Source organism: Erythrobacter sp., from assembly GCF_024305245.1.
Lineage (GTDB): Bacteria > Pseudomonadota > Alphaproteobacteria > Sphingomonadales > Sphingomonadaceae > Erythrobacter.
Window position 1 is genome coordinate 130,643 of the sequence record NZ_JAMWYX010000008.1, and the last position, 20,451, is coordinate 151,093.

The 20,451-nt window shown below is 62.9% G+C and carries 26 protein-coding genes; 19 read left to right on the plus strand and 7 right to left on the minus strand.

Annotated features, from left to right (window positions below; all coding sequences use genetic code 11):
• Positions 1-65 precede the first annotated feature (65 nt).
• The 6 genes from Q0L48_RS12145 (at position 66) to Q0L48_RS12170 (ending at position 6,008) form a co-directional block, all read left to right on the plus strand.
• On the plus strand, positions 66-1,265 hold the full coding sequence (locus Q0L48_RS12145) for an aspartate aminotransferase family protein (RefSeq protein ID WP_296721351.1): 1,200 nt from the start codon (positions 66-68) through the stop codon (positions 1,263-1,265).
• A complete protein-coding gene (gene argF, locus Q0L48_RS12150; RefSeq protein WP_296721352.1) occupies positions 1,262-2,212 on the plus strand; it encodes an ornithine carbamoyltransferase in 951 nt (316 codons plus the stop codon). Before Q0L48_RS12145 ends, argF begins: the two co-directional genes overlap by 4 nt.
• Positions 2,213-2,266: 54 nt before the next feature.
• The gene (locus tag Q0L48_RS12155) at positions 2,267-3,157 is read left to right on the plus strand and encodes an Hsp33 family molecular chaperone HslO (protein WP_296721354.1); all 891 of its coding nucleotides are present in this window, start codon (positions 2,267-2,269) and stop codon (positions 3,155-3,157) included.
• 67 nt (positions 3,158-3,224) lie between these two features.
• Positions 3,225-3,656 (plus strand): hypothetical protein, encoded by a 432-nt coding sequence (locus Q0L48_RS12160; protein WP_296721356.1) that lies wholly within the window; start codon positions 3,225-3,227, stop codon positions 3,654-3,656.
• 44 nt (positions 3,657-3,700) lie between these two features.
• Positions 3,701-4,399 (plus strand): 7-cyano-7-deazaguanine synthase QueC, encoded by a 699-nt coding sequence (gene queC / locus Q0L48_RS12165; RefSeq protein WP_296721358.1) that lies wholly within the window; start codon positions 3,701-3,703, stop codon positions 4,397-4,399.
• Positions 4,400-4,451: 52 nt separating this feature from the next.
• The gene (locus Q0L48_RS12170) at positions 4,452-6,008 is read left to right on the plus strand and encodes an MFS transporter (protein WP_296721359.1); all 1,557 of its coding nucleotides are present in this window, start codon (positions 4,452-4,454) and stop codon (positions 6,006-6,008) included.
• 304 nt (positions 6,009-6,312) lie between these two features.
• On the opposite strand, the gene Q0L48_RS12175 is transcribed toward Q0L48_RS12170, so the two are convergent.
• The 4 genes from Q0L48_RS12175 to Q0L48_RS12185 all read right to left on the minus strand — a co-directional run bounded on the left by Q0L48_RS12175 (position 6,313) and on the right by Q0L48_RS12185 (position 9,512).
• Positions 6,313-7,464 carry an OmpA family protein gene (locus Q0L48_RS12175; protein ID WP_296721361.1) on the minus strand — a complete coding sequence of 384 codons (1,152 nt, stop codon included), beginning with the start codon at positions 7,462-7,464 and terminating at the stop codon, positions 6,313-6,315.
• A gap of 281 nt (positions 7,465-7,745) precedes the next feature.
• Positions 7,746-7,955 carry a DUF2793 domain-containing protein gene (locus Q0L48_RS16685; protein ID WP_367274039.1) on the minus strand — a complete coding sequence of 70 codons (210 nt, stop codon included), beginning with the start codon at positions 7,953-7,955 and terminating at the stop codon, positions 7,746-7,748.
• 54 nt (positions 7,956-8,009) lie between these two features.
• Complete coding sequence (locus tag Q0L48_RS12180; protein WP_296721362.1) at positions 8,010-9,257, minus strand: aminotransferase class I/II-fold pyridoxal phosphate-dependent enzyme; 1,248 nt, start codon at positions 9,255-9,257, stop codon at positions 8,010-8,012.
• A gap of 12 nt (positions 9,258-9,269) precedes the next feature.
• Positions 9,270-9,512 (minus strand): acyl carrier protein, encoded by a 243-nt coding sequence (locus Q0L48_RS12185; protein WP_296721364.1) that lies wholly within the window; start codon positions 9,510-9,512, stop codon positions 9,270-9,272.
• 125 nt (positions 9,513-9,637) lie between these two features.
• On the opposite strand from Q0L48_RS12185, the gene Q0L48_RS12190 reads away from it, so the two are divergent.
• Positions 9,638-10,168, plus strand: a complete 531-nt coding sequence (locus tag Q0L48_RS12190) for a Pycsar system effector family protein (protein ID WP_296721365.1) — start codon at positions 9,638-9,640, stop codon at positions 10,166-10,168.
• Here Q0L48_RS12190 and Q0L48_RS12195 read toward each other — a convergent pair.
• The gene (locus Q0L48_RS12195; RefSeq protein ID WP_296721367.1) at positions 10,165-10,536 is read right to left on the minus strand and encodes a response regulator; all 372 of its coding nucleotides are present in this window, start codon (positions 10,534-10,536) and stop codon (positions 10,165-10,167) included. The two genes, Q0L48_RS12190 and Q0L48_RS12195, sit on opposite strands and share 4 nt — an antisense overlap.
• 81 nt (positions 10,537-10,617) lie before the next feature.
• Here Q0L48_RS12195 and Q0L48_RS12200 point away from each other — a divergent pair, with 81 nt between their 5' ends.
• The 5 genes from Q0L48_RS12200 to Q0L48_RS12220 are packed head-to-tail and all read left to right on the plus strand — an operon-like array spanning position 10,618 to position 13,815.
• Positions 10,618-10,866, plus strand: coding sequence for a DUF3572 domain-containing protein (locus Q0L48_RS12200; protein ID WP_296721369.1), 249 nt, complete (start codon positions 10,618-10,620; stop codon positions 10,864-10,866).
• Positions 10,863-11,483 carry an HAD family hydrolase gene (locus Q0L48_RS12205; protein WP_296721371.1) on the plus strand — a complete coding sequence of 207 codons (621 nt, stop codon included), beginning with the start codon at positions 10,863-10,865 and terminating at the stop codon, positions 11,481-11,483. The genes Q0L48_RS12200 and Q0L48_RS12205 overlap by 4 nt, the downstream gene beginning before the upstream one ends.
• A 2-nt stretch (positions 11,484-11,485) precedes the next feature.
• Positions 11,486-11,944 (plus strand): RidA family protein, encoded by a 459-nt coding sequence (locus Q0L48_RS12210; protein ID WP_296721373.1) that lies wholly within the window; start codon positions 11,486-11,488, stop codon positions 11,942-11,944.
• A gap of 6 nt (positions 11,945-11,950) precedes the next feature.
• The gene (locus tag Q0L48_RS12215) at positions 11,951-12,679 is read left to right on the plus strand and encodes a glycerophosphodiester phosphodiesterase family protein (protein WP_296721375.1); all 729 of its coding nucleotides are present in this window, start codon (positions 11,951-11,953) and stop codon (positions 12,677-12,679) included.
• Positions 12,676-13,815, plus strand: a complete 1,140-nt coding sequence (locus Q0L48_RS12220) for a GNAT family N-acetyltransferase (protein WP_296721376.1) — start codon at positions 12,676-12,678, stop codon at positions 13,813-13,815. Before Q0L48_RS12215 ends, Q0L48_RS12220 begins: the two co-directional genes overlap by 4 nt.
• Before the next feature lie 7 nt (positions 13,816-13,822).
• Here Q0L48_RS12220 and Q0L48_RS12225 read toward each other — a convergent pair whose 3' ends face one another.
• Positions 13,823-14,164 (minus strand): hypothetical protein, encoded by a 342-nt coding sequence (locus tag Q0L48_RS12225; protein ID WP_296721378.1) that lies wholly within the window; start codon positions 14,162-14,164, stop codon positions 13,823-13,825.
• A gap of 309 nt (positions 14,165-14,473) precedes the next feature.
• Between Q0L48_RS12225 and dksA the strand changes: the two genes are divergently transcribed.
• The 7 genes from dksA (at position 14,474) to kynU (ending at position 20,187) form a co-directional block, all read left to right on the plus strand.
• Entirely contained in the window at positions 14,474-14,932 is a 459-nt protein-coding gene (gene dksA / locus Q0L48_RS12230; protein WP_296721380.1) for an RNA polymerase-binding protein DksA, read from the plus strand.
• A gap of 213 nt (positions 14,933-15,145) precedes the next feature.
• Complete coding sequence (locus Q0L48_RS12235; RefSeq protein WP_367274040.1) at positions 15,146-15,499, plus strand: PilZ domain-containing protein; 354 nt, start codon at positions 15,146-15,148, stop codon at positions 15,497-15,499.
• An 81-nt stretch (positions 15,500-15,580) separates the two neighbouring features.
• Positions 15,581-17,050 (plus strand): ABC transporter substrate-binding protein, encoded by a 1,470-nt coding sequence (locus Q0L48_RS12240; protein WP_296721384.1) that lies wholly within the window; start codon positions 15,581-15,583, stop codon positions 17,048-17,050.
• Positions 17,047-17,487, plus strand: a complete 441-nt coding sequence (locus Q0L48_RS12245; RefSeq protein ID WP_296721385.1) for a DUF4112 domain-containing protein — start codon at positions 17,047-17,049, stop codon at positions 17,485-17,487. The genes Q0L48_RS12240 and Q0L48_RS12245 overlap by 4 nt, the downstream gene beginning before the upstream one ends.
• A 38-nt stretch (positions 17,488-17,525) precedes the next feature.
• The gene (locus tag Q0L48_RS12250; protein WP_296721387.1) at positions 17,526-18,317 is read left to right on the plus strand and encodes a tryptophan 2,3-dioxygenase family protein; all 792 of its coding nucleotides are present in this window, start codon (positions 17,526-17,528) and stop codon (positions 18,315-18,317) included.
• Positions 18,314-18,952 carry an arylformamidase gene (gene kynB / locus Q0L48_RS12255; RefSeq protein ID WP_296721389.1) on the plus strand — a complete coding sequence of 213 codons (639 nt, stop codon included), beginning with the start codon at positions 18,314-18,316 and terminating at the stop codon, positions 18,950-18,952. Before Q0L48_RS12250 ends, kynB begins: the two co-directional genes overlap by 4 nt.
• Positions 18,949-20,187 (plus strand): kynureninase, encoded by a 1,239-nt coding sequence (kynU, locus tag Q0L48_RS12260; RefSeq protein ID WP_296721391.1) that lies wholly within the window; start codon positions 18,949-18,951, stop codon positions 20,185-20,187. The genes kynB and kynU overlap by 4 nt, the downstream gene beginning before the upstream one ends.
• 74 nt (positions 20,188-20,261) lie before the next feature.
• On the opposite strand, the gene Q0L48_RS12265 is transcribed toward kynU, so the two are convergent.
• A complete protein-coding gene (locus tag Q0L48_RS12265) occupies positions 20,262-20,447 on the minus strand; it encodes a hypothetical protein (protein ID WP_296721392.1) in 186 nt (61 codons plus the stop codon).
• Positions 20,448-20,451 lie beyond the last annotated feature (4 nt).

The window sequence follows — 20,451 nt, forward strand, 5'->3', positions numbered from 1 at the left end:
GCGGCTCTGGTTAGGGCCGCCATTTGCGTTTTGTCTTACCCGCTCACCAATTCAGGATTATGCCGATGTCTACACCAGCGCTCATGCCCGTCTATCCGCGTTGCGGCGTGCGGCCGGTTCGCGGCGAGCACTGCCACCTGATCGACGAGGACGGCACCCGCTATCTCGATTTCGCCAGCGGCATCGCGGTCAATCTGCTCGGCCATTCGCACGAAGGCCTGATCGGGGCGATCCAGCAACAGGCGGCGACGCTGATGCACGTCTCCAATCTCTACGGCAGTCCGCAGGGCGAGAAATTGGCGCAGAAGCTGGTCGACACCACCTTCGGAGACACGGTGTTTTTCACCAATTCCGGAGCCGAAGCGGTCGAGGCGGCGATCAAGACCGCACGCGCCTATCACCAGAACGCAGGCGAGGCGGGCGACGCCAGCCGGTTCGAAATCATCACCTTCCACAACGCCTTCCACGGTCGCACGATGGCGACAATCAGCGCATCGAACCAGGCCAAGATGCACCACGGCTTTTCGCCGCTGCTCGAAGGGTTCAAGTACGCGCAGTTCGACGATCTCGAAGCCGCCAAGGCGCTGATCGGGCCGCATACCGCCGGGATCATGGTTGAGCCGATTCAGGGCGAGGGCGGTATCCGTCCGGCATCGCAGGAGTTCATGCAGGGGCTGCGCGCGCTCGCGGACGAGCATGATCTCATGCTGATCCTCGACGAAGTGCAATGCGGCGTCGCGCGCACCGGAACGCTGTACGCCTATGAGCAATACGGGATCGAGCCCGATATCCTCGCGACCGCCAAGGGCATCGGCGGCGGGTTTCCGCTCGGCGCCTGTATCGCCACCGAAAAGGCCGCGCGCGGTATGACCTTCGGCACCCACGGATCGACCTATGGCGGCAATCCGCTGGCGATGGCGGCGGGAACGGCGGTGATGGACGCCGTCGCCAACGAGGCATTTCTCGGTGAAGTGCGCGAAAAGGGCGAACGGCTGCGCAAGGGTCTCGAACAGTTCATCGGCAATTATCCCGAGCTGTTCGAACTGGTGCGCGGCAAGGGGTTGATGCTCGGCCTCAAGATGAAGGTGGAGAGCCGCCCGTTCTTCGTCCACCTGCGAGACCACCATCAGCTGCTGACAGTGGCGGCGGGTGACGATACCATCCGCATCATCCCGCCGCTGGTGATCGGCGATGCCGAGATCGACGAATTTTTCGACAAACTGTCGGCCGGTGCCGCCAGCTTCAAGGTGCCTGAACCGGCATGACCGGCGCTGGGGGGCGGTATCGCCATTTTCTCGACCTCGCCGATGCGGGAGCCGATGATGTTGCGGCGATGATCAATGACGCGATCGATCGCAAGGCTGCGCGCGCCGGGTTGCCCAAGGGCACGCCCGACGCCGATGCTCCGCTGGCGGGCCGGGTGCTGGCGCTGGGGTTTGAAAAGAACTCGACCCGCACCCGTGTCAGCTTCGACATGGCGATGCGCCAACTGGGCGGCAGCGTGCTGTTCCTCGACTCAAGCTCGAGCCAGCTTGGGCGGGGCGAAACCATCGCTGACACCGCGCGGGTGCTCAGCCGAATGGTCGACGGCATCATGCTGCGCACCGACGACCACGCGAAAATCGAGGAAATGGCGCGTCACGCCAGCGTGCCCGTGATCAATGGTCTCACCGATCGTTCGCACCCCTGCCAGATCGTCGCCGATCTGCTGACCATGATCGAACATGGCAAGGCGCTTCCGGGCCTCGAGGTTGCCTGGTTCGGGGACGGCAACAACGTGCTGCATTCGATTCTCGGAGCGGCCGGATTGTTCAAGTTCAACGTCCGGGTGGCGACACCGGCGGGTTACGAGCCCGACCCGGCCTTCGTGGCAGCCGCGCGTGCGAACGGGGCGGCCGTGACGATGACGCAGGACGCGGCGGTAGCGGCGCGGGGCGCAGACGTGCTCGTGACCGACACGTGGATTTCGATGGGGCAGGCCGACGCAGCGGAAAAGCGCGCGGCAATGGCGCCCTATCAGGTCAATGCCGCGCTGATGGCGCAGGCGAAGGCTGATGCGCTGTTCCTGCATTGCCTGCCCGCGCATGTGGGCGAAGAGGTCAGCGAGGACGTGTTCGAAGGCCCGCGATCGGCAGTGTTCGACGAAGCCGAAAACCGCATCCATGCGCAAAAATCGGTGCTTTTGTGGAGCTTTGGGCTGCTCGGCACCTGATCGACGAGGGCGAGGGTCTTCCGTCTGCCATGATCCGTCCCCATATGGCGGCGCATGGCTGACACGAAAGAGACCTTTTCCGACAAACTCCTGGGCTTCACGCTTCCGGGCCGCAGCGCGCGCGGGCGTCTGGTGCGGATGGAAGGCGTGCTCGAAGATGTGCTGTCGGCACATGATTATCCCCCACCGATCACCCACTTGCTGGGCGAGGCGCTGGTGCTGGGTGCATTGATCGGCGGCTTGCTGAAGGGCGAAACCGCGCAGATGACGATGCAGGCGCAGACCAAGGGCGGCATCGTCAATCTGTTGGTGTGCGATTATCGCGCCGGAGCGGTTCGCGGCTATGCCGATTTCGATGCCGAGCGGCTCGCCAGTCTCGGGGCCAACCCTTCGCTCGCCGCGCTGTTCGGCGAGGGCTTCCTCGCGATCACCTTCGAAACCGAGGGACGCCAGCGCTACCAGGGGATTGTCCCGCTCGAAGGAAGCAGCCTGGCCGAGGCGTGCGAACTCTACTTCAGCCAATCGGAACAGATCCCCACGCTGATCCGGGTGGCCAGCCGCGCCGGCGCAAATGGCAGAATGGCTGCCGGGTTGCTGTTGCAGCATCTGGCCGACGGCGAGGAGGGCCGAGAGCGCCTGCATGTCCGCATGGATCATCCCGATTGGGAGCATGTCGCAATTATGGCCGGTTCGATCAGTCATGACGAACTGCTCGATCCCGCGCTCTCACTTGAAGCCATTGCCTGGCGCTTGTTCCACGAAGAGGAAGAGGTGCGGGTGCTGGGCGGAGACAGGCTGTCGCGCGGCTGCCGGTGCAGCGCCGAACACTACGCCACCATCATCGCGCGCTTCCCACCCGAAGAACAAGAGGCGATGCGGAACGAGGAGGGTGTGGTCGTGGTCGATTGCGCCTTTTGTTCGCGCCTGTTCGAACTGACAGTCTAGCGGTTCGTCGAAAAACTTGCGCAACATACGCGCGGATACTTACAAGCCAATCAGGCAACGAAAGGGCATGACTGCGGCCATGAAGCAGAATTCCAACAGGCATTTGCAGGCAATCGGGTATGGCGGATTGTTCCTCGCCGGACTGGTCTCGCTGGCAGTCCCGGCCCTCGCGCAGGGCAACGGGCTCGCCATGCTCGGGACGCTTGCCAAGGGTGAGTGGACCGTCAAGCATCGCGACGGCTCGCCTGAGCGCAAGATCTGTGTGCGTGCGGGACACGAATTGATCCAGCTGAAGCATCAAGAGGCCGGGTGCAGCCGGTTTGTCGTGGAAGACGGCGCGGCCAAGGTCACAGTGCAGTATACGTGCCCTGGCAATGGCTACGGGCGCACCAGTGTCCGCCGTGAAACCGCCGGTCTTGTGCAGCTGGAAAGCCAGGGCATACACGCCGGGCTGCCGTTTCAATTCGTCGCGGAAGCACGACGTACCGGCAATTGCTGAACAGGGCTGATTGCCTTTGCATGCGGGCGTGATAGGTGCGGGCTATGAACGGCTCGCTATCGAATTCACCCCCGCAATTGGCTGTTGTCCTGCTGTCGGGCGGGCTGGATTCGATGGTTACGGCGGCGCTGGCCAAGGAGCAGGGGTTCGCCGTCCACGCTCTGAGCGTGGACTATGGGCAGCGGCACCGGCTCGAGCTTGAATCAGCAAGGAGAATTGCCGAGCGGCTGTGCCTCGTGCGCCACACCGAAATTGCGCTCGATTTGCGGGCGTTCGGCGGCTCTGCGCTGACAGACACGATCGATGTGCCCAAAAGCGGGGTCGGCGCGGAAATTCCGGTTACCTACGTCCCGGCTCGCAATCTCGTGTTCCTCGCGCTGACCACGGCCTGTGCCGAGGCAGCGGGCGCGCGCGATGTGTTCATTGGGGTCAATGCACTCGACTATTCCGGCTATCCCGATTGCCGCCCTGAGTTCATCGCAAGTTTCACAGAGACAGCCCGGCTCGGCACCAAGGCCGGAGTGGAAGGCGCGCCATTCACGATCCATGCTCCGCTGCAGCACCTGAACAAAGCCGACATTGCCCGCGAATGCCAAAGGCTGGGGCTGGATCCGGCATGGAGCTGGTCGTGCTACGATCCGACGCCAGAGGGGCAGGCTTGCGGCCTGTGCGATTCGTGCCGCTTGCGCAGAAAGGGTTTTGCCGAAGCCGGGATTGTCGATAGCACCCGCTACGACGCATAAGGCGGCCCATGCGGCTGACCGATAAACAAACCACGGGACAGGGGTTCATTTTTTGAGCAACGATGCAACTGCGGCGCAGGTCCGCGAAGATGCGCCAGCGTCTGCCTATAGCTGGTATGTGCTCGGCGTATTGGTGGTGGTCTATATCCTCAACTTCATCGACCGTCAGATCCTTTCGATCCTTGCTGTCGATATCAAGCGCGATCTCGATCTGACTGATGGACAGTTGGGGTTTCTGGGCGGAGCGGCCTTCGCAGTATTTTACGCCTTGTTCGGGGTGCCTTTGGGGCGATTGGCAGATCGCTGGCATCGTGTGCGGCTGCTCACGCTCGGGCTTGTATTGTGGTCCACCATGACGGCGCTATCCGGTTTCGCTCGCAATTATCTGACGCTGTCGCTGGCACGCATGGGGGTCGGTGTTGGTGAAGCGACCGCCAGTCCGACGGCCTATTCGTTGATTTCGGACTATTTTCCGTCTCGCCAGCGCGCCACGGCTTTGGCGATCTATTCGTCTGGCCTGTACCTTGGTGGCGGCGTGTCGCTGTTCATCGGCGCGAAGATTTCGAAGGTCTGGGACGCGGCCTATCCTGGAGGAGGAGCGGCGGGCCTGGTGGGCTGGCAAGCGGCTTTTCTGGCGGTGGGTGTGCCCGGCCTTCTACTCGCCTTGTGGGTCGCATCGCTGCGTGAACCGGCGCGGCCAGCTGAACACAACGCGACTGGCCGACACCCCTTAAGCGACTTCTTCGTCGACCTCTCGATGCTGTTACCGCCATTTACATTGTTTCATGCAATGCGCCGCGGCTGGACGGCGTTGGTCATCAACGTGGCCATGGCCGCAGCCATGACCGGGCTTGCGGTGATCATGATCGGCCTGACCGGCAACCTGCCCCAGTGGTCAGCGATGGCGTTTGGATATTACGCGGTGTTTTCCTGGGCTGCGACGTTACGCCGGCACGACCCGGCGACCTTCAGCCTTATCTGGGGCACGCCCGCATTCATCTGCACGGCGCTGGGGTATGGGCTCGTTTCACTCGGAGCCTATGCACTGGCATTCTGGTCGGCGCCCTACGCAGAGACGGTGCTCAAGCTGCCGAAAGAGGAGCTGGCCTTTGTGCTCGGCGGCAGCGGTGCGCTGTCGGGCTTCCTTGGCGTGATCTTGGGCGGACGGATGTCTGACTGGTTGCGGTCGCGCAACCCATCGGGACGTATACTGGTGATCATGTTCGGGATTGTCGCACCGGTGATCCCGATCTGGATCGGTTTCACTACCGAGAACGCAGGCCTGTTCTATGTCATGAACTTCCTTGCGGGGCTGTTCGCGGCCACCGCCTTGGGCGCAGCGGCAGCGACGACGCAAGATTTGGTGCTGCCGCGGATGCGCGGGACGGCCACGGCGTCGTTCTTTCTCGCAACCACGTTGGTCGGACTGGCAATCGGCCCTTACATGGTCGGGCAGATATCTGAGCTGACCGGGAGCATGAGAATTGGCTTGCTGTCGCTGATCGGGGTCGCTCCGATCTCGCTCGCGCTGCTGATCTATGCTTATCGCGCGCTTCCCGATGCAGAAGCGACCATTGCCCTGCGAGCACGCGCAGCAACGGGAGAGTGAGGCTGTGACAGATTGCCACGCAGCGAGGCGGTGTGGGCTGCGGTTTGCAGCACGGGTCAGGCCCGGCACACTTACGTGATTTTTCTGGCGGGTACGGAGATAATCCAGTCGCCAATCCCCACTACGGCAAAACCCTTGTCACGATGCTGTGACCAGGCAGCAGACAGACGTCCCTAGCCAGCAGATAGATAGCGTATCGGACAGTCTATGCTTTCTGAAGGCAGCGAATCCCAATGCCTATAGGCCAACAAAAAAGGGGCCGGATTTCTCCGGCCCCTTTTCAATCTTTGCCTGAGGCAATGACTTACATGCCGGTACCCGGTCCGTAGGTCACCTCAACGCGGCGGTTCTGTGCTTCACGCACACCGTCCGCAGTCGGAACGCGCGGCTGCGATTCGCCGAACGCTTCACCGGTGATGCGACCATCGGGAACGCCGCGACCGCTGAGGTAGCTGCGGACCGATGCATTACGACGCTCAGCCAAGCCCATGTTGTATGTCACCGAACCGGCACGGTCGGTGTGACCAGCCAGCATCACGTTCGCAGTGCCGCAGTTTGCATACGCAGTGACGGCATTGTTGAGGATGGTCGCCGCTTCGGCAGTGATGTCCGACTTATCGAAGTCGAAGAACACGATGTACGGCCCCGTGTTGCACGGCGCAGGTGGCGGTGGCGGGGGGGGCGGAGGAGGCGGCGGCGGCGGCGGCGGCGGCGGCGGAGCCGGCGGCGCAGGCGGCGCAGGCGGCGGAGCTTCCTCGCCACCAAAGTTGTAGGTGATCGTACCCAACAGCGAGTGCGTGCTCAGCTTGGTCTCAATGTCGCGACCGATCGGATCAACAAGATTGATACCCGGAGCATTGAAGTATCGATACTTAAGGCCAACATCCAGTGAATCGCTAATTGGCGCGCGGATTCCCGCGAGCAGCTGCCACGCCAATCCCGTATCAGAATCGTCGTAGGCGCCGGGACCCCGCAAATCGAAATTTGCGTTCTGGTCGACGCGAGCCACACCAATACCACCACCAGCAAACGCCTGAAGGCCGTCGTCATCGCCGAAATCAAAAACGCCGTTGATCATGAAACTGACGACGTCAACATCTCCTAGGGCGGGGCCTGATTGACCGGTCAGACGACCCTCGCGGCCCCCAGGGCTACCTATCGGATCAATTTGCAGACCTTCGGTGCCGGCAGCGACGGTGTCCACATACGCTTGGCGATGGCTGGCCTCGGCTTCCAAACGGAAGGCCCCAAAGTCGTAACCAACCGCCGCACCGACATCGTAGCCTGTGTTGTAGTTCACCTGAGCGTCGTCGGCGGTGCCGTCCACGTCCAAGCTCTGATCTTCAACGATCATAGCTCCCGCATCACCCTGAATGTACCATTGGCCTTCACGGGCCATGGCGGGCGTAGTCAGCGCGGTCGAAGCCATCGCCATTCCTATGACGAACTTGCGCATTCAAAATTCCCCTTTGTTATCTAATTGAGGCACCTGCGCTCTTTATCTTTTCCCCATTGAAGAGGCAAGCGGTCAATAGAAGGCTGGTGTTGCAAGAATGCATCTATTGTGACTTTGTGAAGAAAAGCATAATTGCCTGCCCCCCACCGGATGCTTGAGGGTTTTAACGCGTTAGGGACATTAAGAGCCTGAAGGTTTGCGAGGATTTGTAGCAGGGCAGAGCGAGGCTCCACGTCAATGACGGCGAGCCCATCGGACAACTTCGGGATGCCGGCTGCCTCCTAGCCTGAGTGAAAACACAGCCTTTGTTCTGCCGTCCGGTCGAACAGTCGGGCTCCCTCGGTTGGGGCAACGAAGTGGCAGGCACCAGCCAAGCAGATGGCGACGCGGTCGGCATGGAGCCGCCATGCGCCTTCGGCAGGTGCGGTCACTCGGTAGCAGTCGCCATTGGGAAAACTGAGCGAAGGCGCGTTAACTGAAGCAAGGACCACTAACGATTTCAGGAAAGATAACCAGACTGGTTAAACAAGGGGTTGCGATCTGCCTCAAATAATCCCGATCGCCTTGCCCGCGCGTTCGAACATGCCGAGGATTGTCTGCACCTGCTCCGCCGTATGTTCCGCGCACAATGAACAGCGCAGCAAGGTCATGCCTGCGGGCGTCGCCGGTGGGCGGGCGAGATTGACGTAGAGGCCCTCTTTCAAGAGCGCTTCCCACATCATCGCGCCCTTTTCCAGATCGGGCATGATCACCGCGATGATCGCGCTTTGCGGGGTATCGGTGCCGAGCTGGAAACCCAGCGCTTTCAGCCCGCCGTGGAGCGTGCGGCTGTTCTCCCACAGATGCGCGCGCTTGTTACCGCCGTGCATCAGCTTGCGGATCGAGGTGGCGCTGCTTGCCATCACAGCGGGCGGCAGTGCGGCGGTGAAGACATAGGGGCGGCACACCAGCCGCAGCACTTCGAACTTCGGGTGGTTCGACACGCAGAAGCCGCCGACCGTGCCGACGCTTTTGGAAAAAGTGCCGATGATGAAATCGACGTCGTCCAGCACGCCCTGTTCTTCGGCCACGCCGCGCCCGTGTTCGCCGATGAAGCCCATCGAGTGCGCTTCGTCGACCAACACCGTTGCGCCGTTTTCCTTGCAGACGCGAACCATCTCTTTCAGCGGGGCGACATCGCCCATCATCGAATAGACGCCTTCGAGCACGACCAGCTTGCCCGCGCCTTCAGGCACGCGCTTCAGGCGTTTTTCCAGCGCTTCGACGTCATTATGCTTGAAAGGCACGACCTCGGCACTGCCCATCGCGCAGCCATCCCAGATCGATGCGTGGCTATCGATGTCGAGGATGATGTAATCACCCTTGCCCGCCAGCGTCGAAATGATCCCGAGGTTGGCCTGATACCCGGTCGAAAACACCATGGCATGATCCATCGCGTAAAATTCGCGCAAGGCGGTTTCGACATCACGGTGATCGCGGAAGGTGCCGTTGAGCACCCGGCTGCCGGTGGTGCCAGCGCCGAAATCCTGCATCGCTGCCTGTCCTGCCGCAATCACGTCAGGATCGAAGGTCATGCCCATGTAATTATAGGTGCCGAGCAGGATAGTATCGCGCCCGTTGCATATCGCCTGCGTCGGCGACAGCACTTCGTCCATCACCAGGCTGAACGGGTCTTCCACCCCAGCGGCCAGCAGGGCTTCGCGGGTCTGGATGATCGGGTCGAACTTGGCCAGCAGGTCAACCCTTTCGGGTGCTGATGCAGCTTCGGCGGATTTAAGTATGGTCTCGCTCATGATGGCTCTCTATCAGCTATCCTGCAGCTTGTGGACTGCCGAAACGAGCTGGCCGTAGGTATCGATCTCGGCCTGCTGGTTCATGCTGATGATGATGTCGAACTCGTCCTCGATCGCGGCGACGAAATCCATCACCGTCAGGCTGTCGAATTCCAGATCGCCGGCAAAGGTGGTTGCAGGTTCCACCGCAACGCCTTTCTTGTTGAACGGTTCGATCAGGGTGCGGATGCGCTCTTCGACTTCGGCGGGATTCATGGGACAAGAGCTTTCGTTGCGTTGGTTGTCGGGCGTTGCCGCCACATATAATACGCTTGCAAAACGGCGGATGATGCAGCTTGTCAAGGTTTGGCCGCTGGGGCGGGATGATTTGGGGGTGCGCCGTGAGTGAAAACGAGCCTGAGGAAGCGCCCAGCGCGCCGCTATCGGTGAACAGCGTTCACCTGATACGCACCGCGCAATTGAACACGCTGTCACTATCGCAGATGGCCGACGGCAAGGCCAATATCCTGATCGGCGCGACATTTGTGGTGTTTTCGCTGGTGATTACCCAAGCGTTTTCGGGCGACGTCAACTGGTCGGTGATCTGCCTCGCGGTGACAGCCTTTGCATCGGCAATCTGCGCCGTATTGGCGATTACCCCGCCGATGCGTGCGAAGGCGGTCGCACGGGAACATTTCAACCCCCTGTTTTTCGGACACTTTTCGACGATTTCCGAAGAACAGTGGACCACTGATCTGTTTGATGCCCTGCGATCAGACGAGGCGCTGTACCGGATCATGTTGCGCGATCTCTACCAGAACGGGCAGGTGCTCCACCGCCGCAAATATCGCTATCTGGCGCTCGCCTATCGCCTGTTTCTGGGTGGGCTGGGGCTGACGCTGGGCGTGTTCCTGATCGAGAACCTGATCTAGGCGGCAGGCAGCAAATCGCGCACCGCGTTCATGAACGGGCTGATCGAAACCGGCTTGGACAGATACCCTGCCGCGCCTGCTGCACGAATCCGTTCTTCATCACCCTTGGCCGCAAAGGCCGTCACCGCCAGCACCGGAATCGCGCTGAGCATCCGGTCAGCCTTGGCCGCCTCGATCAGGTCGACACCCGATATCCCGCCGAGCTGGATGTCCATGATGATGAGATCGGGCGCCATCGCCCGCGCCGTGGCCAGCACGGTGCTGCCATCGGCCACCGGCTCGACCTCGAACCCGTTGGCCCTGAGAACGTCACAGAACAATTTCCTGTTGAGGTCATTATCCTCGACAACCATTATCCGTTTTGTCACTGCTCGCCCCGCATTCGCCCGTCTTACGACTAACCTTGCCTGAAGGACAGGACAATCCCGCTTCGCCCGCAAGCCGAACCCGTGCACCCGCAGACCCTGGCGCTGGCCGCACTCGGCTGGATCCTTGAAGGCGAGGATCGCGCCGCGCGCTACCTTGATATGACTGGGCTCGATCCCGATACTCTTAGGGCCGGGCTGGGCGATCCGATGATCCTGGCCTCGGCGCTGGAATTTCTCACCAACCACGAACCCGACCTGATCCGTGCGGCCGAGGCGCTCGCGGTAACGCCGGAGGAACTGGTTGCCGCCAAGGACGCTTTGACATCATGACCCGCCCCCTGATCATCTCCGACTGCGACGAAGTGCTGCTGCACATGGTCGCCCCGTTCAAGGACTGGCTGGAGGCGAGCCAGGGGGTTGCCTTCAACCTTGAAGGCCACAATTTCACCGAGGCGCTGCGCTGGCAGGAAAACGGCGAGCTGCTGGCTCCGGCGGATATCTGGAAAATGCTGGGCCGGTTTTTCGATAACGAAATGGACAGCCAGATGCCGATTGCAGGCGCGGTCGACGGGATCAACACGTTGGCTGAAAAGGCCGACGTGGTGATTCTCACCAACCTTGTCGATGGCCACCGCGATGCCCGGGCCGCACAGCTGGCGGCGGTCGGTATCAATGCGCGGGTGTTCACCAACCAAGGCCCGAAAGGCCCGGCGCTGAAGGCGATCATGGACGAATACGCGCCGACCCACGCGGTGTTCATCGACGATCTGGCGCAGCATCACGCCTCGGTCGCCGGGATTACCCCGCATGTCACACGGCTGCACCTGTGCGGCGAACCGATGATCGCCCACGCCATTGATTGCGCGCACAAAGCGGGCCACGCCGAAGCCCGGATCGACACCTGGGATGAAGCCCTGCCGTGGCTGCTTAAACGTTTGGAGGATTGAAAATGACCATTTCCGCAAAATTGGCCGAACTCGGCATTACTCTGCCCAAAGCCGCGGCTCCGGTTGCCAGCTATGTGCCGGTGGTGGCGCATGGCGGCTTTGCCTATGTATCCGGCCAGTTGCCGTTCGTGGACGGCGCGCTGATCAAGGGACGGCTGGGCGATGATGTCAATGTCGAAGCCGGGCAGGCCGCCGCGCGTGCCTGCGGGCTGATGATCATCGCGCAACTGGATGCGGCGGGCCTGCTCGACCGCGTGGAGCGGATCGTCAAATTGGGTGCCTTCATCAATTGCACTGCCGATTTCACCGATCAGCCCGAAGTCGCCAATGGCGCGTCAGATCTGATGGAGCAGGTGTTTGGCGATGCCGGCAAGCACGCCCGCGCCGCTGTCGGCGTGCCTGCCCTGCCGCGCGGCGCGGCGGTGGAAGTCGATGCGATCGTCGCGTTGAAGGATGCCTGACGCTTGGTGGCCGAACGCCGCGCTCCGGATTGGCTGACCCGGTGGGAATACGCCCATCGCGGACTGCATGGGGAGGGCGTGCCGGAAAATTCCCGCGCGGCGGCGGCGGCGGCCATTGCGGCGGGCATGGGGATCGAATGCGATGTCCAGCGCAGCCGCGACGATCACCCGATGGTGTTTCACGATTGGGATCTCGCGCGGCTGACGGGAGGGGAAGGTGAAACCGGGCAGCGGATTGCGGAAGAGCTCGAAACCCTGCGCCTGCTCGGCACCGATCAACTCCCGATGAGGCTGGTGACACTTCTTGAATTCGTCGCGGGCCGCGTGCCGGTGCTGATCGAGATCAAGTCGCGCCCGGGCTACGATGTGGAGCGGACCTGTCAGTGTGTCAGCCTGCTGCTCAAGGACTATTCCGGCGATCATGCCGTTATGAGCTTCGATCCCCGCGTCCCCCGCTGGTTCCGCCGACAGTCGTTAGAAACCCCGTGCGGGTTGGTCATGCGAGAGGACGAATTCGGCCACACGCAATCGGCATGGCAAAGGCGGCTGGCGCGGTGGATCGCCCGGCCCGATTTCCTCGCCTATCATATCGCCGCCTTGCCCAGCCGGTGGGTCGTCCGGCTGCGCGCCAAGGGGATGCCGGTGCTGACCTGGACGGTTAATTCACCCGAGACGAGGCGCTTGGCGCTGGCGAACGCCGATGCGCTGATCGTCGAAGGCGCGGGCGTCGCATGAGTGATCGCGAGTTGATCGTCCGCCTTGCCCCTTCCGTCGGCAGCTTCGATGCGACCGAATGGAACGCGCTCGGTGGCAAGGACAACCCCTTCGTCTCCCACGAATTTCTGACCGCGATGGAGGATTCGGGGTCTGTCGGGCCCGGCACCGGATGGGAGCCTGCGCCGATTGCGATCACCGATGATGCGGGCGGGTTGCTGGCTGCGATGCCATCCTATGTCAAAGCGCATAGTCAGGGCGAATATGTGTTCGATCATAGCTGGGCCGATGCGTGGCACCGGGCAGGCGGGCGCTATTATCCCAAGCTCCAGATTGCTGCGCCGTTCACCCCCGCGACCGGGCCGCGCCTTTTGCTCTCCGACCCGGCGCTTGCCGCGCATCTGCTCAAGGGCGCGGAGGTCGTGTGCGCGCAGAACGGAATGTCATCGGCCCACGCCACCTTCATCGCGCCCGAACAGTTGCCGCTGTTCGAGAACGCGGGATGGATGAAGCGCTCGGATATCCAGTTCCACTGGTTCAATCGCGGCTATGACAGCTTCGACGACTTCCTCGGCGCGCTCGCTTCGCGCAAGCGCAAGGATCTGCGGAAAGAGCGTGCGGCGGCGGTCAATGGGCTGACAATCCGGCACATCACCGGCGCGGACATAACCGAGGAACACTGGGACGCGTTCTGGATATTCTATCAGGATACCGGCGCGCGCAAATGGGGCCAGCCTTACCTGACCCGCGAAGCTTTCAGCCTGCTCGGCCAGCGTATGGGCGACCGGATCATCCTGATCCTTGCCTATGACGGGGACGAACCGACTGCGGGCGCGCTGAACTTCGCCGGGTCGGAGGCGCTGTATGGCCGATACTGGGGCTGCAGACGCGACGTGCGATTCCTGCATTTCGAGCTGTGCTATTATCAGGCGATCGACATCGCAATTGCGCGCGGGCTGAGGCGCGTCGAGGCGGGCGCGCAGGGCGGGCATAAGCTGGCACGCGGATATGAGCCGGTGCAGACGTGGTCGGCACACTGGATCTCCGATCCCGGCTTCGGCGCAGCGGTCGCGGATTTCCTCGAACGCGAACGCGCGGGCGTTGCTACCGACCAGATGTATCTCGGCACCCGCACCCCGTTCAAAAAGGGCGGCTAACGCCTGCTCAGGCGGCGCGCATCCGCTCCTGCGTCAACCACTGGCGCGCACGGCGCTGGGCTTCGGCGATTTCGCGAGCGGTCATGTCGTCGGAGATGTCTGCCCGGCAATGCGAGGCTTCATCGTGACCGCGTGCGGCGGCCAGATTGAACCATTTGTGCGCTTCGATCAGATCGCATTCTGCACCATTGCTACCCGTGGAAAAAGCCACACCGAGATCGAAGCAGGCCGTGGCATCGCCATGGGCCGCAGCCGCAAGCCAGCGTGCCAACGCCAGGTCGATTTCCGGATCAGCGCGTGTTTCACGTGAAAGATTTTTCCCCCGGCCTTTAATCGTGATCAGTTGCATTGTTAGTCCCCGTTACCCACCGAACCGCTCGCTTGCGGCCCTCCGTTGCCCAAGAATTCGGCTAACATGGTCAAGAATTGGTTAACGCGCCCGTGACTTTCTGGCTTTCGCCGCCCGGGCTGCAGCGCCTTTCGCGCCGCATCGCCGCCTTTCGTCGCCGGCGTTTGCCAAACCCGCTTGTGTGCTCGGAGGGGCTTGCCTATAGCGCGCCCATAGCTGCAACGGGCCGGGGTCGAATGGACCGATGAAAACGTTCAGGCGCCAGCACATACGGCCCTTGCAAGCAGCTTTATGGGATTAGAGGGCGACATGGCATCTGCGGCGTCTGACGAAATCGACATCCTCGAAAAGGCCAAGCGCCTGCTCGCCGAGGACTACGTCCCGAGCGAGGACGAGGAATACATGAGCGAACGGCAGCAGACCTATTTCAGGATGCTGCTGATCGAATGGAAACGTTCGATCCATTCCGCCGCCGGACAGACCCTGCAATCGCTGGCGGACGGCCCGCTGCGCGAGGCGGATCTTACCGATCGCGCGTCGAGCGAAACCGACTGGGGCATCGAACTGCGCACCCGCGACCGTCAACGCAAGCTGGTGGCCAAGATCGATTCCGCGCTGCGCCGGCTGGAACAGGGTGAATACGGCTATTGCGAGGTGTCGGGTGATCCGATCGGTCTGCGCCGCCTGATCGCCCGTCCGGTCGCGACCATGACCGTTGAGGCACAGGAAGCCCACGAACGCCGCGAAAAAATCTCGCGCGACGACTGATCCTAAACCATCGTGCAGCGGCCTGTCCCGGCTTGGGACGGCATCGTCGATAGCGGCCGCTTGCGGCCTGTAATTTACCTCCCGTTTACCGCATTTGCCTACCGCGTCATGGCGTTTGTCGGGCTAATATCCTATTCTGCACGACGTCGTCGCTGGGACGATACGCAATGACATGGGGGCGATCCTGAAATGACGGGAGTTGAGACACGGAGCGTGGCGCGCGACAGCCTGTTCCTGTTGGCCGACATTCGCATCGAGCAGGGGCTCGATGCCCACCGGGTGCGCGTGCGCAACCTCTCCGACGGCGGAATGATGGCCGAAGGCAGTCTGAAGGTTCAGCGCGGCAACCGCGTCGATATCGAACTGCGCAATATCGGCATTGTCCCCGGGAGCGTCGCCTGGGTCCAGGACAACCGCATCGGAATCGCGTTCGATGAGGAAATCGATTCCCAGTTGGCGCGCCGTCCGTTGCAAAGCGACAATTTGCCGGCAGCGTCGCTGGTCAAGCCCTCATGGGCGCATCGCGCACCGCCGCCACCGGAACCGGGCAAGCTCCGCAAGATCTGATCGCGATGCACCGGGATTTCGCCGGATAATAAACCACTGGTCAAGCTGACCGCCGCATCGCAAGCTGCTACGCACACCGCGATGCGAATCCGCCTGACCTTGTTGCCGATATTGCTTCTGCTCGCTTCCTGTGGCCCTTCCAGCGGCGACGGGCCGATCAGTGTGGCGATCATCGGCACGCCCGAGAGCCTGTTTCAGCAGAGCGTAAGGCTTTCGCCCGGAGCCCAGCACCTGCGTGCGGCAACCTTCGAAGGCCTGGTTTCGCTCGATCCCGGAGGGCAGGTCGTCCCGGCGCTGGCGGAGCGCTGGATCGTCACCGATGACGGGCTCAGCTATATTTTCCGTCTGCGCGAAGGCAACTGGCCCGATGACCAGGAGATTACCGCCGCCGACGTCCGCCGCCTGCTGCGTGAGAACATCCGGCGTCTGCGCGGTACTTCGCTCGGCCTCGATCTGGGCAAGGTAGAAGAAATCCGCGCGATGACGGGGCGCGTGGTCGAAGTGCGACTGTCCGCGCCGATGCCCGATTTCCTGCGCCTGCTCGCTCAGCCCGAACTCGGCTTCGTCAAAAGCGGCAGCGGGGCAGGGCCGATGGTTGTGTCGCGCGATGAGGATGGGCCGCTGGCCCGCCTGTCCGCTCTGCCGCCCGAAACACGCGGCATGCCGGCACGCGAGGACTGGGAGGCGATCGCGCGCCCACTATACATTCAGCCATTGTCGACCACCGAAGCCGTCGCCGCCTTTTCGCGCGGGGATGTCGATCTGGTGCTGGGGGGCAGCATCATCGATTTCCCGCTGGCCGAGGCCGGTCCGCTGTCACGCGGAACGATTCAGGTCGATCCGGCGATGGGCCTGCTCGGGCTGGTCATCCGCAAGGAGACCGACCTGCTCGCCGATCCGGCCCGGCGTGAGGCTTTGTCGATGGCGATCGACCGCTCGGCGCTGATCCAGCCGTTCGGGCTTGGCGGCTGGCAGGCCAGCACCTGGATCGTGCCGCCGGGCCTGTTCGCCGATTCGCAGTTTCCGCCGCAGCGCTGGCCGGAACTCTCAATCGAGCAACGCCGCGAAACCGCAGCGGCCCGCATCCGGGCATGGGAAGCGCAATCCGGCGAAGATGCACAAATCAGCGTCGGCCTGCCCGATGGCCCCGGCAGCGATCTGCTGCTGCGCCAGCTCGCCGATGCCTGGGCCACCATCGGTGTCAGCGTGGAACGCAAGGCACCGGGCGAAGGGGCCGAAATCGAGCTTCGCGACGCTATCGCGCGCTATTCCTCGCCGCGCTGGTATCTCAACCAGTTCCACTGCGCGCTCGACGCCGGCTTGTGTTCGCCCGACGCCGATGCGCTGGTGCGCCAATCGCTGACGGAACCCGACCCGGCCGAGCGCGAGCGGTTGCTCGCCGAAGCCCATGCTGAACTGGTCGAACAGGAAGTCTATATTCCGCTCGGCGCGCCGGTGCGCTGGTCGTTGGTGCGCGGATCGCTCAGGAATTACCTCGCCAACCAGTGGGGGCTCCACCCCTTGTTCCCGCTGTCCCAGCCCCCCACATGACAGTGATGGATACGAACACCAACCGCCGCCCCGACGCCCCGCGTATCATCGGGATGACATTGCCCACCGGGAGCGATCCTGCCTCCGTGCGCGCGCGGGTGACGGCGATGGAGCATCTGCTCGAACGCAGTTTCGTGGTGCCCGGCGTGAATGTTCCGGTCGGGCTGGATGCGCTGGTCGGGCTGATTCCGGTGCTGGGCGAGATCGTGACCGCGTCGATGGGTGCCTATATCGTGTGGGAGGCGCGTAATCTCGGCCTCCCCAAGTGGAAGCTCGCGCGGATGGGCATGAACGTGGTGTTCGACACCGCGATCGGCGCGATTCCGATCCTGGGCGACGCGGCGGATTTCGTCTTCCGTTCCAACACCAGAAACCTCAAGATAATCCTGCGGCATATCGACAAGCACCATCCCGAGGCCCGCGTTATCGAGGGATAGTTCCCATGGCTGCCGCCCCGCGCTAGGGACAGTGCTTCATGGCCGACAACGTCACCTACGCCAGCTATCTCGATCTGGGCCGCGTGCTAGCAGCGCAGCACCCGGCATCGGACGCGCATGACGAATTGCTGTTCATCATCGTCCATCAGGCGAGCGAGCTGTGGCTCAAACTGTGCCTGCACGAATTGACCGCCGCGCGCGAATGTATCGAGGCCGACAACCTGCGCCCGGCGTTCAAGATGCTCGCCAGAGTGGCGCGCGCGCAGCAACAATTGATCCAGAGCTGGGATGTGCTTAGCACCATGACCCCGCATGATTATTCCGCGATCCGCCCGCATCTGGGCGCATCGAGCGGGTTCCAGTCGGCGCAGTACCGGATGATGGAATTCATGCTGGGGGGACGCGATGGCCGCCATGTGAAGCTGCACAAGAGCAATGAAGACTGGGCGCCGCGGCTGGAGGCGGAGCGCGGGCGCGCAAGCCTGTATGACGCCGCGATCCACCTGCTGGCGCGGCGCGGATTCGCCATTGATGCAGCTGCGGCGGCGCGCGATACGACTGCGCCCTATCAGCACAATGCCAGTGTCGAGGCGGCATGGGCGGCGATCTACCGCGACCCGCAGGATCACTGGGATCTGTATGAACTCGCCGAAAAGCTGGTCGATCTGGAATACCATTTCCAGCGCTGGCGGTTCGGCCATCTCAAGACGGTGGAGCGGATCATCGGCTTCAAACGCGGCACCGGAGGCACCCCCGGCGTGCCCTACCTCGAAGGCGTGCTGAAGCAGGCGTTCTTCCCCGAACTGCTCAGCGTGAGAACCGCGATATGACGCCCCAAAAGCAAAGGCGGATCTGGGACATTTCGCAGAAGTTGCGCCCCGGCCTGCCGGTGTGGCCGGGCGATACCGCTTTCACGCAGGCGGGCACGTGGCAGATGGAGGACGGCTCGCCCGTCAATGTCTCGGCGCTGACCATGTCGACCCATTCGGGCGCGCACGCCGATGCGCCGCTGCATTACGCGGCAGACGCGCCTGATATCGCCAGCGTCGATTTGGCGCCTTATCTGGGCGAATGTCTGGTGATCGATGCACGAGAAGCGGAGCCGCTGATCCTGCCCGAGCACCTGCCCGAATTGCACGGAACGCAGCGCGTATTGTTCCGCACCTTTGCGGCCTTCCCGCAGGATGCGTGGGAGGACGAAACCGTCGCTATTGCGCCTGCCACCATCGATGCGCTGGCAACGGCAGGCGTGCGGCTGGTGGGGCTCGACGGGCCGTCGATCGATCCGCAGATGTCGAAGACGATGGACGCGCACCTTGCGGTGCTGCGCCACGATATCCGGGTGCTGGAAGGGCTGGTGCTCGATGCGGTGCCGCCGGGCCGCTATGAACTGATCGCGCTGCCGCTGCCGATCGTTGGTGGCGATGCCTCGCCCGTGCGCGCGGTGCTGAGGGAGTTGGTATGAGCCCTGAAGAACGCGCCCGCGAATTCGATGCCGCCGATCCGCTCGGCCCCTATCGCGACCGGTTCACGCTGCCAGAAGGCGTGATCTACCTCGACGGCAATTCGCTCGGCGCGCTGCCCAAGGCGACCCCGGCGGCGATGGCGCGCGTGGTGGAGCAGGAGTGGGGCGCGGGGCTGATCCGGTCGTGGAACGGCCCTGATTTTGGTGGGGCAGGCTGGTTCGACGCGGCAAGCCGCATCGGCGGCAAAATCGCGCCACTGATCGGGGCCGCTCCGCACGAAGTGATCGCCTGCGATTCGACCAGCGTGAACCTGTTCAAGCTGATCGCAGCGGCGCTGGCCATGCGCCCGGGCCGCAAGGTGATCCTGTCCGAGCCGCGAAATTTCCCGACGGATCTTTACATGATCGCCGGGCTGGAGCGGCAGGGGCTGGCGGAGCGGCGGCTGGCGGAACGGGAACGGTTGGTGGAAGCGCTGGACGATGATGTCGCGCTGCTGATGCTCACCCATGTGCATTACAAGAGCGGCGCGTTGCACGACATGGCGGCGCTCACCCGCGCCGCGCATGAAGCGGGCGCGCTGGTGCTGTGGGACCTGTCGCATTCGACCGGGGCGATGCCGGTTGACCTCACCGGCGCAGGCGCGGATTTCGCGGTAGGATGCGGGTACAAATACCTGTGCGGAGGGCCGGGTGCGCCAGCCTTCGCCTTTGTCGCGGAGCGGCACCACCCCGCGCTCGATCAGCCGCTGACCGGGTGGTTCGGTCACGCCGCGCCGTTCGCCTTCTCCGACAACTACGCCCCTGCGCCGGGGGTCGAGCAGCTGATGTGCGGCACCTCTCCGGTACTGGGCCTCGCCGCACTGGAGGTGGGCGTCGATTTGATCGCAGAGATCGGGGTGGGGCGGCTTTACGCGAAGTCTCAGGCGTTGTCGGAGTTCTTCCTCGAATGCCTGATGGCGCTCGAGGTCGATCTCGAACTGGTCAGCCCGCCCAAAAGTAACGCGCGCGGCAGCCAGCTATCGTTCCGCCACCCCGATGCCTACGCGATCTGCCAGGCCCTGATCGCGCGCGGCGTGATCGGCGATTTCCGCGATCCCGACGTGCTGCGGCTGGGCTTCGCGCCTGCCTATGTCGGCTTCGCCGACATCGCTGCGGCTGCGCGGAATCTGGCTGAGGTGCTGGCGAGCGGGGAGTGGCAAAGAGCGGAGTTCAGCCAAAGGGCAGCGGTGACCTGATCGACCGAGCTGCTGCGTCTGCGGATGATCGATTATATGTGGTTTGTGACCGCTCTGATCGCGCCTGATGAGCTTCAGACCGCATCAGCCTGCGCGCGGCGGCGACGAATCAGGATCAGGCAGGCCATCATGCCAACCATCGTGATGTAGGCACCTTTGTCCGCATGGTTGGCACCTAGAAAGACATCGCAGAACCAGAACGCCAACGAGGCTCCCGCAAGCCCTGCGCCTCCATCTCGCAGGCGGACATCATCGGTCATTGGA

What these genes read in the sequence shown, in the direction of transcription:
- Q0L48_RS12145 (WP_296721351.1), top strand. Translation starts at nt 66, where the DNA reads ATGTCTACACCAGCGCTCATGCCCGTCTATCCGCGTTGCGGCGTGCGG.
- argF (WP_296721352.1), top strand. Translation starts at nt 1,262, where the DNA reads ATGACCGGCGCTGGGGGGCGGTATCGCCATTTTCTCGACCTCGCCGAT.
- Q0L48_RS12155 (WP_296721354.1), top strand. Translation starts at nt 2,267, where the DNA reads ATGGCTGACACGAAAGAGACCTTTTCCGACAAACTCCTGGGCTTCACG.
- Q0L48_RS12160 (WP_296721356.1), top strand. Translation starts at nt 3,225, where the DNA reads ATGACTGCGGCCATGAAGCAGAATTCCAACAGGCATTTGCAGGCAATC.
- queC (WP_296721358.1), top strand. Translation starts at nt 3,701, where the DNA reads ATGAACGGCTCGCTATCGAATTCACCCCCGCAATTGGCTGTTGTCCTG.
- Q0L48_RS12175 (WP_296721361.1), bottom strand. Translation starts at nt 7,464, where the DNA reads ATGCGCAAGTTCGTCATAGGAATGGCGATGGCTTCGACCGCGCTGACT.
- Q0L48_RS12180 (WP_296721362.1), bottom strand. Translation starts at nt 9,257, where the DNA reads ATGAGCGAGACCATACTTAAATCCGCCGAAGCTGCATCAGCACCCGAA.
- Q0L48_RS12185 (WP_296721364.1), bottom strand. Translation starts at nt 9,512, where the DNA reads ATGAATCCCGCCGAAGTCGAAGAGCGCATCCGCACCCTGATCGAACCG.
- Q0L48_RS12205 (WP_296721371.1), top strand. Translation starts at nt 10,863, where the DNA reads ATGACCCGCCCCCTGATCATCTCCGACTGCGACGAAGTGCTGCTGCAC.
- Q0L48_RS12210 (WP_296721373.1), top strand. Translation starts at nt 11,486, where the DNA reads ATGACCATTTCCGCAAAATTGGCCGAACTCGGCATTACTCTGCCCAAA.
- Q0L48_RS12220 (WP_296721376.1), top strand. Translation starts at nt 12,676, where the DNA reads ATGAGTGATCGCGAGTTGATCGTCCGCCTTGCCCCTTCCGTCGGCAGC.
- Q0L48_RS12225 (WP_296721378.1), bottom strand. Translation starts at nt 14,164, where the DNA reads ATGCAACTGATCACGATTAAAGGCCGGGGGAAAAATCTTTCACGTGAA.
- dksA (WP_296721380.1), top strand. Translation starts at nt 14,474, where the DNA reads ATGGCATCTGCGGCGTCTGACGAAATCGACATCCTCGAAAAGGCCAAG.
- Q0L48_RS12240 (WP_296721384.1), top strand. Translation starts at nt 15,581, where the DNA reads ATGCGAATCCGCCTGACCTTGTTGCCGATATTGCTTCTGCTCGCTTCC.
- Q0L48_RS12245 (WP_296721385.1), top strand. Translation starts at nt 17,047, where the DNA reads ATGACAGTGATGGATACGAACACCAACCGCCGCCCCGACGCCCCGCGT.
- Q0L48_RS12250 (WP_296721387.1), top strand. Translation starts at nt 17,526, where the DNA reads ATGGCCGACAACGTCACCTACGCCAGCTATCTCGATCTGGGCCGCGTG.
- kynB (WP_296721389.1), top strand. Translation starts at nt 18,314, where the DNA reads ATGACGCCCCAAAAGCAAAGGCGGATCTGGGACATTTCGCAGAAGTTG.
- kynU (WP_296721391.1), top strand. Translation starts at nt 18,949, where the DNA reads ATGAGCCCTGAAGAACGCGCCCGCGAATTCGATGCCGCCGATCCGCTC.
- Q0L48_RS12265 (WP_296721392.1), bottom strand. Translation starts at nt 20,447, where the DNA reads ATGACCGATGATGTCCGCCTGCGAGATGGAGGCGCAGGGCTTGCGGGA.